At 68.8% G+C, this 13640-nt stretch carries 11 protein-coding genes and 2 pseudogenes; 5 read left to right on the top strand and 8 right to left on the bottom strand.

Translation table 11 applies throughout. The annotated features are described in order from the left end of the window. Positions 1-39: 39 nt before the first annotated feature. The 4 genes and pseudogenes from P3W85_RS12100 to P3W85_RS12085 form a co-directional block, all read right to left on the bottom strand. Positions 40-1362, bottom strand: coding sequence for an ABC transporter substrate-binding protein (locus tag P3W85_RS12100; protein WP_276264967.1), 1323 nt, complete (start codon positions 1360-1362; stop codon positions 40-42). Next, entirely contained in the window at positions 1359-2531 is a 1173-nt protein-coding gene (locus P3W85_RS12095) for an ABC transporter ATP-binding protein (protein ID WP_276264966.1), read from the bottom strand. The genes P3W85_RS12100 and P3W85_RS12095 overlap by 4 nt, the downstream gene beginning before the upstream one ends. Positions 2532-2593: 62 nt before the next feature. Further along, positions 2594-2899, bottom strand: a complete 306-nt coding sequence (locus P3W85_RS12090; protein ID WP_276264973.1) for a dihydroxy-acid dehydratase — start codon at positions 2897-2899, stop codon at positions 2594-2596. Positions 2900-2983: 84 nt separating this feature from the next. Continuing rightward, positions 2984-3366, bottom strand: a pseudogene (locus tag P3W85_RS12085) (dihydroxy-acid dehydratase); the annotation flags it as partial. A 382-nt stretch (positions 3367-3748) separates the two neighbouring features. Between P3W85_RS12085 and P3W85_RS12080 the strand changes: the two are divergent. Both P3W85_RS12080 and ettA read left to right on the top strand, forming a co-directional pair. Further along, the gene (locus tag P3W85_RS12080; protein ID WP_276264965.1) at positions 3749-4558 is read left to right on the top strand and encodes a FadR/GntR family transcriptional regulator; all 810 of its coding nucleotides are present in this window, start codon (positions 3749-3751) and stop codon (positions 4556-4558) included. A 75-nt stretch (positions 4559-4633) separates the two neighbouring features. Further along, on the top strand, positions 4634-6301 hold the full coding sequence (ettA, locus tag P3W85_RS12075) for an energy-dependent translational throttle protein EttA (RefSeq protein WP_017228849.1): 1668 nt from the start codon (positions 4634-4636) through the stop codon (positions 6299-6301). Positions 6302-6392: 91 nt separating this feature from the next. On the opposite strand, the gene P3W85_RS12070 is transcribed toward ettA, so the two are convergent. The 4 genes from P3W85_RS12070 to P3W85_RS12055 all read right to left on the bottom strand — a co-directional run bounded on the left by P3W85_RS12070 (position 6393) and on the right by P3W85_RS12055 (position 10734). Next, the gene (locus tag P3W85_RS12070) at positions 6393-7556 is read right to left on the bottom strand and encodes a metallophosphoesterase (RefSeq protein ID WP_276264964.1); all 1164 of its coding nucleotides are present in this window, start codon (positions 7554-7556) and stop codon (positions 6393-6395) included. A gap of 199 nt (positions 7557-7755) precedes the next feature. After that, complete coding sequence (locus P3W85_RS12065) at positions 7756-9060, bottom strand: MATE family efflux transporter (RefSeq protein WP_346430261.1); 1305 nt, start codon at positions 9058-9060, stop codon at positions 7756-7758. Between the two features lie 79 nt (positions 9061-9139). Next, entirely contained in the window at positions 9140-9661 is a 522-nt protein-coding gene (locus tag P3W85_RS12060) for a winged helix-turn-helix transcriptional regulator (protein ID WP_276264962.1), read from the bottom strand. A gap of 143 nt (positions 9662-9804) precedes the next feature. After that, complete coding sequence (locus tag P3W85_RS12055; RefSeq protein ID WP_276264961.1) at positions 9805-10734, bottom strand: LysR family transcriptional regulator; 930 nt, start codon at positions 10732-10734, stop codon at positions 9805-9807. A 172-nt stretch (positions 10735-10906) separates the two neighbouring features. Between P3W85_RS12055 and P3W85_RS12050 the strand changes: the two genes are divergently transcribed. The 3 genes and pseudogenes from P3W85_RS12050 to P3W85_RS12040 form a co-directional block, all read left to right on the top strand. Further along, on the top strand, positions 10907-11830 hold the full coding sequence (locus tag P3W85_RS12050) for an SDR family oxidoreductase (protein WP_276264960.1): 924 nt from the start codon (positions 10907-10909) through the stop codon (positions 11828-11830). Next, positions 11831-13336, top strand: a complete 1506-nt coding sequence (locus P3W85_RS12045) for an acyl-CoA synthetase (protein ID WP_276264959.1) — start codon at positions 11831-11833, stop codon at positions 13334-13336. Between the two features lie 92 nt (positions 13337-13428). Beyond that, positions 13429-13640 (top strand): annotated as a pseudogene (locus tag P3W85_RS12040) (tripartite tricarboxylate transporter substrate binding protein); the annotation flags it as partial.

The following is a 13640-nucleotide window of genomic DNA, read 5'->3' as shown; positions in this document are numbered from 1 at the left end:
AGACGTCTGCGATGCCGGCCACGGCAAGGGCCGGCGGCGCTAAGCCTTGTAATACCGCTGCGCCCGCTCCGCCGCGCGCGCCGCCGCCTCCTTGGGCGTCTTGGAGCCACTGGCGGCCTCGGCCACCATGTCGACCACGATGTAGTCGGCCATGGCCGCTGCCGAAGCCGTGCCCAGCGGGCCGGCGTGGCCGTTGTCGAGCATCAGCGAGGCGGCCTCGCGGTAGACGGTGTGCTTGGGGTCGGCCGTCCAGATCGGGTTGGCCTCGTAGGCCTTGAGCGGCTGGCTGACGTAGCCGATGGCGGCTTCCATCCACGGGTTGTATTGCTCGGGCTCCATCATGAACTGCAGGTAGGCCTTGGCCGCGTTCGGGTACTTGGCATGCTTGAACAGCATCATTTGCGTGATCTGCATCAGCTCGGTCGGCTTGCCCGATGTGCCGATGGGAAAGTGCGCGTGCTGGATGTCGCGCGCCATTTCCTGCAGCTTGGGTTCCTTCGAATTCTTGGCCGCGTAGTAGACCGAGATGCCGTTGGCGGTCAGGCTGATCTGGCCGTCGAGGAAGGCCTTGTTGTTCGACGGGTCTTGCCACGACAGCGTGCCCGGCACGAAGGTGGCGTAGAGCTGCCTGGCATACTCCAGCGCGGCCCAGGTCTCGGGCGAGTTGACCACGACCTTGCCCTTGGTGTCGACCAGCATGCCGCCATGCGACCACAGCAGCCAGTGCGCCCAGTTGTTGCCGTCGCCGACCGCCTTGCCCAGCGCGAAGCCGCAGGGCGTGCCCTTGGCCTTGAGGCCCTGGCACAGCTTGAGGAAGCCGGGGAGATCCTTGGGAATGGTGTCGAAGCCTGCTGCCCTGACATGGCTTTCGCGATAGACCAGCGCATTGCCGACCACGCCCAGCGGCAGGCCGATCCACTTGCCGTTGTGCGTGCCGTATTTGCGGCAGACGTCGTACCAGCCGCCGTACTTGCCGCCCAGGTAGTCGGCCAGGCCGGTGAGGTCGACCAGCTTGTCGGGGTATTGCTGCGGGTCGTCGAACCAGCCGATGATGATGTCCGGCCCGCTGCCGACGCTGGCCGCCACCGCGGCCTTGGGCCGCACGTCTTCCCAGCCTTCGTTGTCGACGCGCACCTCGACGCCGGTCAGCTCGGTGAATTTCTTCGTGTTGGCATTCCACAGGTCTTCGTCGCCCTGCACGAAGCGCTTCCAGCGCAGCACGCGCAGCTTGGCGCCGGCTTCCGGCTTGGCCAGCAGCGGGGCCGGGGCGGCGAAGGCATGGCCGCCCAGCGCCGTGGTGGCGGCGACCGCAGCGGTGGATAGCAGGAAATCGCGCCTCGTGAAATTGGTCGGTGTGCTCATTGCTTTGTCTCCTCCGTGGTCAGGGGCTGCGCCCCGTGCTGGTCATGCCTGTTTCCCGGGCCGCCCGCCGGTGCCGGTGCGCCATGGCGCAGCAGCGTCTGGCCCGATTCGGCATCGAACAGGTGGCTGTGCTGGTGGTCGGGCACCAGGTGCAGGATGTCGCCCGCGGCGAAGTCGTGGCGCTCGCGGAAGACCGAGATGAACTCCGTCTCGCAGAAGCGGGAATAGATCTCGGTGTTGGCGCCGGTGGGCTCCACCACCGAAACGCGGGTCTGCAGGCCCTGGCCGGGCGCGCCCAGGCTCAGGTGCTCGGGGCGCGCGCCGTAGATCACGCGCTGGCCGTCGATGCCGGTGCGGCTGTCGAAGCGTGCGGGCGCGGGCAGGCGCGTGCCATCGGGGAACTCGACCATCGCCGCGCCGCCCTGGCGGTGCAGCACGCCGGGGATGAAGTTCATCGCCGGCGAGCCGATAAAGCCAGCCACGAAGAGGTTGTCGGGGCGGTCGTAGAGTTCGAGCGGCTTGCCGCGCTGCTCCACGCGGCCGTCGCGCATCACCACGATCTGGTCGGCCATGGTCATGGCCTCGATCTGGTCATGCGTGACATAGACCGAAGTGGTGCGCAGGCGCTGGTGCAGCTCCTTGATCTCCGCGCGCATCTGCACGCGCAGCTTGGCATCGAGGTTGGAGAGCGGCTCGTCGAACAGGAACACCTGCGGATCGCGCACGATGGCGCGTCCCATCGCCACGCGCTGGCGCTGCCCGCCGGAGAGCTGGCGCGGGTAGCGGTCCAGCAGGCTGTCCAGGCCGAGAATGGCGGAGGCCTGGTCCACCTTCCGCTTTATCTCGTCCTTGTTGCCCCGGGCGAGCTTGAGCGAGAAGGCCATGTTGTCGTAGACCGTCATATGCGGGTAGAGCGCATAGTTCTGGAACACCATGGCGATGTCGCGCTCCTTGGGCGGCAGGCGGTTGACCACCCGGCCGCCGATGGCGATCTCGCCGGTGGTGATTTCCTCCAGCCCGGCAATCATGCGCAGCAGCGTGGATTTGCCGCAGCCGGATGGCCCGACCAGCACGGTGAACTGGCCGTCTTCGATATCGATGTCCACGCCGCGTATGACCTGCGTGCTGCCGAAGATCTTCTCGATGCCGCGAATCTGTACCGATGCCATGCCTGGTGTCTCCATGTGGCGTTCGTGCGGGGGCCGCTGCTGCTAATCGTTCAACGTACGCCTCAGTGGTTGTCCTTGGGCACGGCGGCGCCGCTCTTGCCCACCAGGAAATCCAGGTCGGCGCCCAGGTTGGCCTGCTGCACATGTTCGACGTAGAGCCGGGTCCAGCCGCGTTCCATCGGCAGGGCGGGCGCCTGCCACGCGGCGCGGCGGCGCTGCAGTTCTTCGTCGGAAACATGCAGGTGCAGCTTGCGTGCGGCGACATCCAGCTCGACCATGTCGCCGTCACGCACCAGCGCCAGCGGGCCGCCAGCCGCCGCCTCGGGCGCCACGTGCAGCACCACCGTGCCATAGGCCGTGCCGCTCATGCGCGCGTCCGACACGCGGACCATGCAGGAGGCCGCGCCCATCATCAGCGCCGGCGTGGTCTTGTCGCAGCCCATCAGCAGCACCGCGCCGTCGATCGGGTTGCCGCGGATCGATTCGTCCACGTCCATGCTGGCCAGGTTGCGGAACAGCATCGCGTCGGGCGCAGCATGGTCTCGCCCAGCGACATCACCGGGAATTCGAGTGGGAAACCTCCCGCTTCCCACACGCCGATCTTGACCTGTTCAGCCAGCGTGCGGAAGTGCGAGTTGCAGGGGGGGAGTTCGGAATAGGTGTTGCAGATGCCGATGACCGGACGGCCGTCGAACTGGTCGTGGGGGATGCGGCGGTTCTTCAGCCACGAACGGTAGATGAAGCCATCGCGGTCGAGGCGGCCGAACCAGGCCTGGCTGCGGCGCGTGGGAGGCAATGGGGATGACGGGGGCTTCGGCGGCGTTTCGTCGTTCACTCGGGTCTCCTGCGTTCTGCGGGGTGCCGCGTGGCAACGTCCAGCGCGTTGGCGCCGCCTGTGCCGATGCCCGCTTTATTGTGCGATGCAGCTCCGGAATGCCTGCGACCGTCACTGCCTTGCCGCGCATGCCGAGTGAGCGGAGTCTAGTTCAGGAGTGTGGACAGGTAAACTGGTATTACCAATTAATGGTCTCTACGGATGCCGCCGCCCAGGCTGCGGCGCGTTCGCGCCCGGTCTGGACATTCAGGGGGGCGCTGCATAGACTCCAGCGGAGCGGACAACTGGTCAAGCCAATTGCGGGGCGGAACCTGTCCGCAGGTATGCCATCGTATAATCCGCGCCCTGGAGATTCGTCCTGGCCGCTCGGGGCCGCTTGTCCATGCCTATTCAGTCGATCGAACCGCAACGCCTCTACCGCCAGATCAGCAGCCAGCTGCGCGCGCTGATCCTGGCAGGCGAATTTCCCGCGGGCTCGCGCCTGCCGGCCGAGCGGGAGCTCTCGGTGCAGTTGGGCGTGAGCCGGCCGTCGCTGCGCGAGGCGCTGATCGCGCTCGAGGTCGAGGGCTATATCGAAGTGCGGATGGGCTCGGGCATCTATGTGCGCGAGCCGCCTGTGCCCGCCGAAGGCGGTTTCGACCTGTCCGGCGAGGAAGGGCCGCTTGAACTGATCCGCGCGCGCGCCCTGGTCGAAGGCGAGGTTGCCGCGCTGGCGGCAAGGACCGGGCGCAAGGCCCAGTTCGACGCGATCGAGGCGGCGATCGAACAGATGGCCGCCGATGCCGCGGCCGGCATCAAGCCGCTGGAAGCCGATCGCCTGTTTCATGTGCGCGTGGCCGAGGCCAGCGGCAACAGCGTGCTGGCGGGCGTGGTCAGGCGGCTCTTCGACCTGCGCCTGGGGCTGCTGTTCGACCAGCTGGACAGCCACTTCGAGACGCCCGAGGTATGGGCGCAGGCGATCGCCGAGCACCGTGAGGTGCTGGCGGCGCTGCGCGGCAAGGATCCCGAGCTGGCACGCAGCGTCATGCAGCGGCATATGGACATTGCCTTCCGCCGCCTGACCTCCAGCCTGACCCGCGCCCGCAAGCGCAACCGCAGCCCGAATGGCGGCGCAGACAGCAGTCCGGATGGCGCCAAGAGCCCGCCCGCCGTCACCGGGAAAACCGGCCGATCGCGCAAGAAGGCCTCCTGACAGGCCGCGGCCGGAGCGGCTTTGCTACACTTGGCCGATTCCCTCCCCCGATTCCCTCATTTCTCTCGGATCCGCATGGCACAGTACGTATTCACCATGAACCGCGTGGGCAAGATCGTCCCGCCCAAGCGTCACATTCTCAAGGACATCTCGCTGTCCTTCTTCCCGGGCGCCAAGATCGGCGTGCTGGGCTTGAACGGCTCGGGCAAGTCGACCGTGCTGAAGATCATGGCGGGCATCGACAAGGAGATCGAGGGCGAAGCCACGCCCATGCCCAACCTGAACATCGGCTACCTGCCGCAGGAGCCGCAGCTGGATCCCGAACAGACCGTGCGCGAATCGGTGGAAGCCGCGCTGGGCGGCGTGTTCGAGGCGCGCCAGAAGCTCGATGAGATCTATGCGGCGTATGCCGAGCCGGACGCGGATTTCGATGCGCTGGCGGCCGACCAGGCCAAGTACGAAGCCATCCTCGCGGCCAGCGACGGCAACAATGCCGAGCTGCAGCTGGAGATCGCCGCCGATGCGCTGCGCCTGCCGCCGTGGGATGCCAAGGTGGGCAACCTGTCCGGCGGCGAGAAGCGCCGCGTGGCGCTGTGCCGCCTGCTGCTGTCGCGCCCCGACATGCTGCTGCTCGACGAACCCACCAACCACCTGGATGCGGAATCGGTGGAATGGCTGGAGCAGTTCCTCACGCGCTTCCCCGGCACCGTGGTGGCGGTGACCCACGATCGCTACTTCCTGGACAATGCGGCGGAATGGATCCTGGAACTGGACCGCGGCCACGGCATTCCCTGGAAGGGCAACTACAGCTCCTGGCTGGACCAGAAGGAAGCCCGCCTGAAGCAGGAAGAGTCGAGCGAGTCGGCACGCCAGAAGGCGCTGCACAAGGAACTGGAATGGGTGCGGCAGAACCCCAAGGGCCGGCAGGCCAAGTCCAAGGCGCGTCTGGCGCGCTTCGACGAACTGAACAGCCAGGAATACCAGAAGCGCAACGAAACCCAGGAAATCTTCATCCCCGCGGGTGAGCGCCTGGGCAACGAGGTGATCGAGTTCAACGGCGTGAGCAAGGCCTACGGCGACCGCCTGCTGATCGACGACCTCAGCTTCAAGGTGCCGCCCGGCGCCATCGTCGGCATCATCGGCCCCAACGGCGCCGGCAAGTCGACCTTCTTCCGCATGCTCACCGGCAAGGAACAGCCGGACAGCGGCGAGATCAAGGTGGGCCCGACCGTCAAGATGGCCTACGTGGACCAGAGCCGCGACGCGCTCGACGGCAGCAAGACCGTGTTCGAAGAGATCTCCGGCGGCGCCGACGTGCTGACGGTTGGCCGCTACGAAACGCCGTCGCGCGCTTATATCGGCCGCTTCAACTTCAAGGGCTCGGACCAGCAGAAGCATGTGGGCACGCTCTCGGGCGGCGAGCGCGGACGCCTGCACCTGGCCAAGACGCTGATCTCGGGCGGCAATGTGCTGCTGCTGGACGAACCCTCCAACGACCTCGACGTGGAAACGCTGCGCGCGCTGGAAGACGCGCTGCTGGAGTTCGCCGGCTGCGTGATGGTGATCTCGCACGATCGCTGGTTCCTGGACCGGATCGCCACCCACATCCTGGCCTTCGAAGGCGAGTCGCACGTGGAGTTCTTCCCGGGCAACTACCAGGAATACGAGGCGGACAAGAAGCGCCGCCTGGGTGAAGAGGGTGCCAAGCCCAAGCGTATCCGCTACAAGCCTATCGCGCGATAAGCACGATCAGGCCGGTGGCGCGCGGTTGCGCGCTACCACAGGGCAAAGGGCCCCGCGTGCGCGGGGCCCTTTGCTTTTTGCGTGTCCGGCTTTACGCCACGTTCGCGTTGCGCGCCGGCGCCGGCTTGGGCACCAGCCTCAGCTTGGTAATCTCCGAAGGCGCGCCAAACCGCTTGGGCGGTCCCCAGTAACCGGTGCCCCTGCTCACATATACCCACATCGCCTCGTGCCGGTTCAGCCCGGCGGTATAAGGCTGCTGCATCGGCACGAACAGGTTCCACGGCCAGAACTGGCCGCCATGCGTATGCCCGGAAAGCTGCAGGTCGAAGCCCGCGGTGGCAGCGGCGGTTGCCGTGCGCGGCTGGTGCGCCAGCAGCACGCGCGCGGCTGCGACGGCGGGTGCGCCCGCCAGCGCGCCGGCCGGGTCGCTGCGATGGCTTTCGTCGAAACGGTGCGCGGTGTAGTCGGTCACGCCGGCCAGCACCAGCGCTTCCTCGTCCTGGCCGATCACCACATGCTCGTTCATCAGCACGCGCAGGCCCAGCCTGCGCAGCTCGTCGATCCACGGCCCGGCGCCGGCGTAGTACTCATGGTTGCCGGTGACGAAGTAAGTGCCGTGGCGCGCTTTCAGGTCGCCCAGCGGGGCGGTGTGCGAGGCCAGTTCGCGCACGGTGCCGTCGACCAGGTCGCCGGTGATGGCGATGGCGTCCGGCGCCAGCCCGTTGACGCGCTCGACGATGCGTTCCAGGTAGGCGCGCTTGATGGTCGGGCCAACATGGATATCGCTGATCTGCACGATGGTGAAGTCGTGCAGCGAGTCGGGCAGGCCGGCGATCGGCACCTCCACCTCCACCACCCGCGCCAGTCTCCGCGCATTGACGAATCCCAGCGCGGTGACCAGCAGCGCGAGCACGGGCGCCGCGGCGGCGGTACGGGGCAGCAGCCAGGCCGGATGCCAGCCGGCGATGGCGCTCACCAGCAAGAGTACGTCGCGCCCCACCGTCAGCACCAGCAGCGAGGAGAAGAGGCCCATCGCCAGCATGCCGACCCAGGTGAGGGCGTCGGACCAGGGCTGGTCCAGGCGCCGGGCCAGCAGGCCGGCGGGAATCAGCGGCCAGGACAGCGCCAGCCACGCCACGGCCAGCGCCTTGGCGATGAACGGCACGGGCAGGTCGGGCAACAGGCGCAGCCCGATATAGGCGTGCAGCAGGCCGACCACGAGGGCGGCAACGAAAACGGTGGTGCGAGGGGGCATGGCACCTTCTGCGGAGGAGGATGGGCTTGGCGGCCGGCCGGGTGCGGCCCGCGTCACGCTGTTGCCGGTCGGGCGGCGGCCACAGTCAAGAGTAGTTTGGGCCGGAAGCGCCGCACTTCAAGGAAAGATTGCAGAGCGCGGCGACGCGTGCCGGCGGGCCCGATCAAGCAAGCTGCGAGCCCGGCATGCCCTGGCCAGCTCAGCGTGCCGACCAATTCACCTGCCGCACGCCCAGCGCGGTTACCACGCCGTAGGCGCTGATGCCCAGCGCCACGCCGAGGAAGTGGCCGTCCAGGCCCATGCCGGCCACGTTCGCCAGCAGCCAGCCGCCGCCGGCGGCCAGCGCGATGCGCGAGACGCCGGCCGCCATCGGCCAGCCCATGCGGCCCGCACCCATCGACGCGAAATACAGCGCCATGCCCAGGCCGAAGCCGCCAAAGGCCGGGGCGACCCAGGACAGCGCGCGCGCGGCGATGCCCGCCACTTCGGCATCCTTGGTAAAGAGCCCGGCAAAGGTGTCCGGCGCCAGCCCGACCGCCGCGCCCACCGCGCCGGCCACCGCCAGCGCCAGCAGCGCCCCGGCCCAGGCCGTGCGCCGCGCGGTGATCCAGTCGCCCGCGCCCACCGAACGGCCCACCAGCGCGGTCAGCGCCGAGCCGACACCGAAGGCCAGCGGAATCATCAGGAACTCCAGCCGCGCGGAAATGCCGTAGGCGGCCACCGCCGCCGTGCCGTAGTGGCGCAGTTCGGCGGTCACCAGGATGGTGGTCAGGTTGGCCACCGAGGCCAGCGCGCAGGCCACCAGCCCCACCGACAGGATGCGCGTGAACAGCGCCCGCGAAGGGCGCACCCGCAGCACCGGCACAAAGCCCGCGCCGCCACGCAGCACCACCCAGGCCATGGCCAGCGCCGCCGCCCACGACACCGCCGCCAGCGCCGCGCCGATGCCCGCCAGGCCCATGCCCGCCGGCTCGGCCAGCGTCCATGCCAACACCGGGAAGGCGATCCACATCAGCGACAGCACGCGCGCCGCCAGCGCGTGGCGGCCGCCGCCGCGCAGCACCGAGGCCAGCGTGTTGGCCAGCCAGGCTGGCACCGCGCCCGCCCCGAACAGCCAGATCGCGTAGGTGGCGGCAGCGTCGGCGGCAGCCTGCCCGGCCACCGCGCCGAGGATGCCGCGCGGGAACCCGGCCAGCGCCACGGCGAATACCAGGCCCGCGGTGATGGCGATGATGAGCGCGTGCAGCACCAGCGACGAAGCCTCCTCGCGCTTGCCCGCGCCGAGCGCGCGGGCGATGGCGGCCACCACGCCGCCGCCCATGGCGCCGGTGGACATCTGCTGCAGCAGCAGGGCGAAGGGCAGCACCACCGCCCAGCCCGCCAGCGCCGCCGTGCCCTGGCGCGCCGCCAGCCAGGTCTCGAGCAGTTGCGCCGCGGCCTGCAGGAAGGCGATCAGGCTGGTGGGCGCGGCCAGCACCAGGATGCCGCGCACCAGTTCGCCCATCGGCGGCTGGCCGGCAGCGGCGGTGTTTGCAATGGCAGAGGACGCCAGCGCGGCTCCGGCCAGCGGATTGGCTTGTGGCTCATTCATGGCCGGGCTCGTCTTCATCCGCCGTCATGGCGGCGGCTTCGCCGGCAAACCGCCGCCGCAGATAACCGCCCGCGCCCGGGCCGGGCGCCACGCGCAGGTCGTCCACCGTTACCGGACTGCCGTCGGCCCGGGTCAGCGCCGGCGCGGCGATCTCGCCGCCGGTACGCCTGTCCTGCAACAGGGTGAGCGGGCCGCGTTCGTCGGTCATCCAGCGGTCGGCCCAGGCCTTGAGCGCCACGAAGGCGGGGAAGAAGCCGCGGCCTTTTTCGCTGAGGCGGTAGACATGGCGCGCGCTGTCGGGCGCCGGCACCCGCTCCAGCATGCCGTGCTCCACCAGGGTTTTCAGGCGCGCGCTCAGGATGTTGGGCGCAATGCCCAGGTGGCGCTGGAATTCGTCAAAGCGGGTGCTGCCGTAGAACGCCTCGCGCAGCACAAGAATGGCCCAGCGCTCGCCCAGCACCGCCATCGAGCGGGCAATCGGGCAGGGCATGCTGGCAAAGTCGGTATGGCCCATGGTCTCCTCCGTCCGGCTTGCGGGTTTGGTCTTTACGTTTACTTTCGTATTGCAAGCCAAGGGTGTCCGCGCATCTTAGCTTGCAAATTGAAAGTTTGCAGGCGAGCGGGCAGGCTGCGGTTGCCGGCAGCCCCGGCCGGGCGTCAGGGTGGATCCAATGCAGCGGCATTGCCGCTGAAAACATCCAGCGCCGGAATCCGCTGGCGCAGGAATTCGATCAGCGCCCGCGTGGCCATCGACGGGTGGAGGTTGGGCGTGGTGATGATGAAGAGCCGGTTGCCCAGGCCCTCGGGTTTCCATTCCTTCAGCACCGGCACCAGGCGGCCTTCGCGCACATCCTCCCAGCCCGCGTAGACCGGCAGCAATCCCACGCCGTGGCCCTCGCGCACCGCGCGCATCAGGAAGGGAAAATGCTCGGACTGCAGATGCGGGCTCAGCTCGACCTCGTCGCGCTGGTCGCCGCGATCGAGGGTCAGGATGAAGCGCCGCGCGGGGTAGGGCGGGCACAGGAACTGGCAGCGCGCCAGGTCGGCCGGCGCCAGCAGCGGTCCGCTGCGCGCCAGGTAGGCGGGCGCGGCGCAGAGTTGCCAGTCGATCGCGCAGATATCGCGCGCCACGTGGTCCAGCGGCGGCTGCGAGGTGACCTTGAGCGCCACGTCGATCTCGGCGGCGATCAGGTCTACCACGCGATTGGCGAAGAACACGCGCAGCGTGATGCCGGGATGCCGGTCGGCGAACTCCAGCAGCAGCGGCGCCAGGAAGGTGTCGCCCAGCCCGGTGGGCACGCTGATCCGCACATGGCCGCGCAGGGTCTTGCCCAGGCTGTCGATCTCGGCCTGGGCCGAGGCCACCTCCTGCAGGATGCGCAGGCCGTGCTGGTAGAGCGAGCGGCCCGGCTCGGTGAGCTCCAGCCGGCGCGTAGTGCGGCGCAGCAATTGCGCGCCGGCCTGGTGCTCCAGTTCGCGCAGCTGGCGGCTGACCTGCGAGCGCGTCACGCCGCGCCGGCGCCCCGCCTCGGACAGATTGCCGGCCTCGACGATATCGACGAAGGCCTGGATCAGGTTGAGGTCCATCGGGGATTCCATGGAGGATTGTCGATTCTGGCGCAACATTGTGAGTCGCTGCGGGGGAATTGTCGATGCCGTGCCACGGGACTACAGTGTCCCTTCCCCGCCGGACCGGCTGCGGCGGGGCCAGACCGGCGCAGGAACGCACCAAGGCGCCGCACAACAAGGAGGAGACACCATGTTCAAGGACGATCTTTTCGCCGGTCAGCGCGTGCTGATCACCGGGGGCGGCACCGGGCTGGGCCTGATCATGGCCCAGCGGCTGGCAGGGCTGGGCGCGGAACTCCACCTGTGCGGCCGGCGCCTGGCGGTGCTGGACCAGGCCGCCGAGATGCTGCGCGGCCAGCATGGCGGCAAGGTGGTGACCCATGCCGTGGATATCCGCGACGCCGCCGCCGTCGATGCCATGATCGAGTCCATCTGGACCCGGCACGGCCCGCTCGACTGCCTGGTCAACAACGCCGCCGGCAACTTCATCAGCCGCACCGAGGACTTGTCGCCCAATGGCTTCAACGCCATCTCCGACATCGTTTTCCGCGGCACCTTCTACACCACCCAGGCGGTCGGCAAACGCTGGATCCGCGACGGCCATCCCGGCACGGTGCTCTCCATCGTGGTGACCTGGGTCTGGACCGGATCGCCCTTCGTGGTGCCGTCCGCCATGTCCAAGGCCGGCGTGGATGCCATGACCAAGTCGCTGGCGGTCGAGTGGGGCCGGCACGGCATCCGCTGCAACGCCATCGCGCCCGGCGTGATCCCCACCGAGGGCGCGGGCTCGCGCCTGCGCCCGCAGGATTCGCAGCTAGACGCGATGAGCGGCCAGAACCCCACCGGCCGTATCGGCCAGCCGCAGGACATCGGCAACCTCGCTGCTTTCCTGCTGGCCCGCGACAACGCCTGGATCAATGGCCAGACCATCGCGCTGGATGGCGGCGACTGGCTCGCCAACGGCGCTTATTTCAAGCAATACCTGGGCTGGGGCGATGCCGAGTGGCAGGCCGCGCGCGAGCGCATCGCCGCCAGGAACGCCGCCGACCGTGCCGCCCGCACGGTCAACGCCCCGGCTCCCACGACCATGACCAAACAAGCTGGAGACAACTGAATGGCAGCCGACCTCTGGTTCGAAGGTACCCACCTGAGCGGCGACGCGCTGCTGGATCGCGGCGCGCGCCTGGCCGGCGGCCTGCGCGCGCTCGGCCTGGCCGAAGGCGACGTGGTGGCGGTGCTGCTGCGCAACGACGCGGTCTTTGCCGACATCGTTCACGCCTGCCGCACGGCCGGCGTGTATTACTGCCCGATCAACTGGCACTTCACCGTCGAGGAGATCCGCTTCCTGATGGCCGACAGCGGTGCCCGCGCCTTGATCGGGCATGCCGACCTGCTGGACGGCATGCGCGCCGCGATACCCGAAGGCGTGCAGGTGCTGGCCGTCGCGGTGCCGGGCCAGGACAGTCCCGCGGGCGCGATCGACTACGAAAGCTGGCTGGCCGTGCAGCCGCACTACGACGGCCCGCGCGTGGCGCCGCGCGGCCATATGGCCTATACCTCCGGCACCACCGGCCGCCCCAAGGGCGTGCTGCGCGCGGCGATACCGCTGGCCACGATGGAAGAACAGCTGGCGCGCATGCGCTCGGTGGTGGCGCAGACCATGGGCATCGAGCAGGGCTGCCGCGCGCTGATGGCCGCGCCGCTGTACCACAGCGCGCCGGGTGTGTTTATCCAGAACGCCCTGCAGGTCGGCGAACGCCTGGTGCTGTGCGCGCGTTTCGATCCGGAGCAGGTGCTGGCGCTGGTGGAAAAGCATCGCATCGATGTGCTCTACCTGGTGCCCATCATGTATGTGCGCATGCTCAAGGTGCCGCCCGAGGTGCGTGCGCGCTACGACCTCTCCTCGCTGCGCTTCGTCGCCTCCACCGGCGCGCCGTGCGCGCCCGAGGTCAAGCGCGCCATGCTGGACTGGTTCGGCCCGGTGATCCACGAAACCTACGCGTCGAGCGAGGCCGGCATGATCACCGTGGCCACGCCCGCGGACGCGGTGGCCAGGCCTGGCACCGCCGGCCGCGCGGTCGACGACGGCGAAGTGCGCATCCTCGACGAGCAGGGACGGCCTTGCGCGCCCGGCGAGATCGGCCTGGTCTATGTGCGCCAGCCGGCTTATCCCGACTTCACCTACCGCAACAACGAAGCGGCCCGCAGCGCCATCGACCGCGACGGCCTGGTCAGCCTGGGCGACATGGGCTATCTCGACGCCGACGGCTACCTGTTCATCTGCGACCGCGCCTCCGACATGGTGATCTCCGGTGGCGTGAACATCTATCCGGCCGAGATCGAGCACGAACTGGTGCGCTATCCCGGCGTGGCCGACTGCGTGGTGTTCGGCGTGCCCGACGACGAATACGGCGAGCGCCTGCTGGCCATGGTGCAGCCGGTGCCGGGCGCCAGCCTGGAAGAGGGCGCGATCATCGAATGGCTGCGCCGGCACCTGTCCGGCTTCAAGGTGCCGCGCACCATCGTGATCGAAGCCCAGCTGCCGCGCGACGACACCGGCAAGCTGGCCAAGCGCCGCCTGCGCGACAAGTACTGGGAAGGGCGCACGCGGCGCGTCTGAGAAGCGCAGGCCCGGCTTCCGGCAAGCCGGGTACGAGGCAACAAAGCAACAAAGCAACAAAGCAACAAAGCAACAAACACGAAGGAGACAATATGCAACGCTGGATACCCGGATGGCGCGCCCTTGCCGGCGCCGCGGCGCTCGCTTGCGCGCAGGTCGCAATGGCTGCTGCCTTCCCCGACAGGCCGGTCAGGCTGGTGGTGCCCTATGCGCCCGGCGGCTCGGCCGACCAGCTCGCGCGTGCCATGGCCGATGGCATGGGCCGCGAACTCAGGCAGCCGGTGGTGGTGGAGAACCGGCCCGG

It is taken from the genome of Cupriavidus basilensis (genome assembly GCF_029335485.1).
Classification (GTDB): Bacteria; Pseudomonadota; Gammaproteobacteria; order Burkholderiales; family Burkholderiaceae; genus Cupriavidus; species Cupriavidus basilensis_E.
The sequence above is the reverse complement of the archived record's forward strand: the minus strand, read 5'-3'. Positions and strand labels throughout refer to the sequence as shown.

Coding starts and splice junctions, on each gene's coding strand:
- P3W85_RS12100 (WP_276264967.1), bottom strand. CDS start 1,362: ATGAGCACACCGACCAATTTCACGAGGCGCGATTTCCTGCTATCCACC.
- P3W85_RS12095 (WP_276264966.1), bottom strand. CDS start 2,531: ATGGCATCGGTACAGATTCGCGGCATCGAGAAGATCTTCGGCAGCACG.
- P3W85_RS12090 (WP_276264973.1), bottom strand. CDS start 2,899: ATGAGCGGCACGGCCTATGGCACGGTGGTGCTGCACGTGGCGCCCGAG.
- P3W85_RS12080 (WP_276264965.1), top strand. CDS start 3,749: ATGCCTATTCAGTCGATCGAACCGCAACGCCTCTACCGCCAGATCAGC.
- ettA (WP_017228849.1), top strand. CDS start 4,634: ATGGCACAGTACGTATTCACCATGAACCGCGTGGGCAAGATCGTCCCG.
- P3W85_RS12070 (WP_276264964.1), bottom strand. CDS start 7,556: ATGCCCCCTCGCACCACCGTTTTCGTTGCCGCCCTCGTGGTCGGCCTG.
- P3W85_RS12065 (WP_346430261.1), bottom strand. CDS start 9,060: ATGGGCGAACTGGTGCGCGGCATCCTGGTGCTGGCCGCGCCCACCAGC.
- P3W85_RS12060 (WP_276264962.1), bottom strand. CDS start 9,661: ATGGGCCATACCGACTTTGCCAGCATGCCCTGCCCGATTGCCCGCTCG.
- P3W85_RS12055 (WP_276264961.1), bottom strand. CDS start 10,734: ATGGACCTCAACCTGATCCAGGCCTTCGTCGATATCGTCGAGGCCGGC.
- P3W85_RS12050 (WP_276264960.1), top strand. CDS start 10,907: ATGTTCAAGGACGATCTTTTCGCCGGTCAGCGCGTGCTGATCACCGGG.
- P3W85_RS12045 (WP_276264959.1), top strand. CDS start 11,831: ATGGCAGCCGACCTCTGGTTCGAAGGTACCCACCTGAGCGGCGACGCG.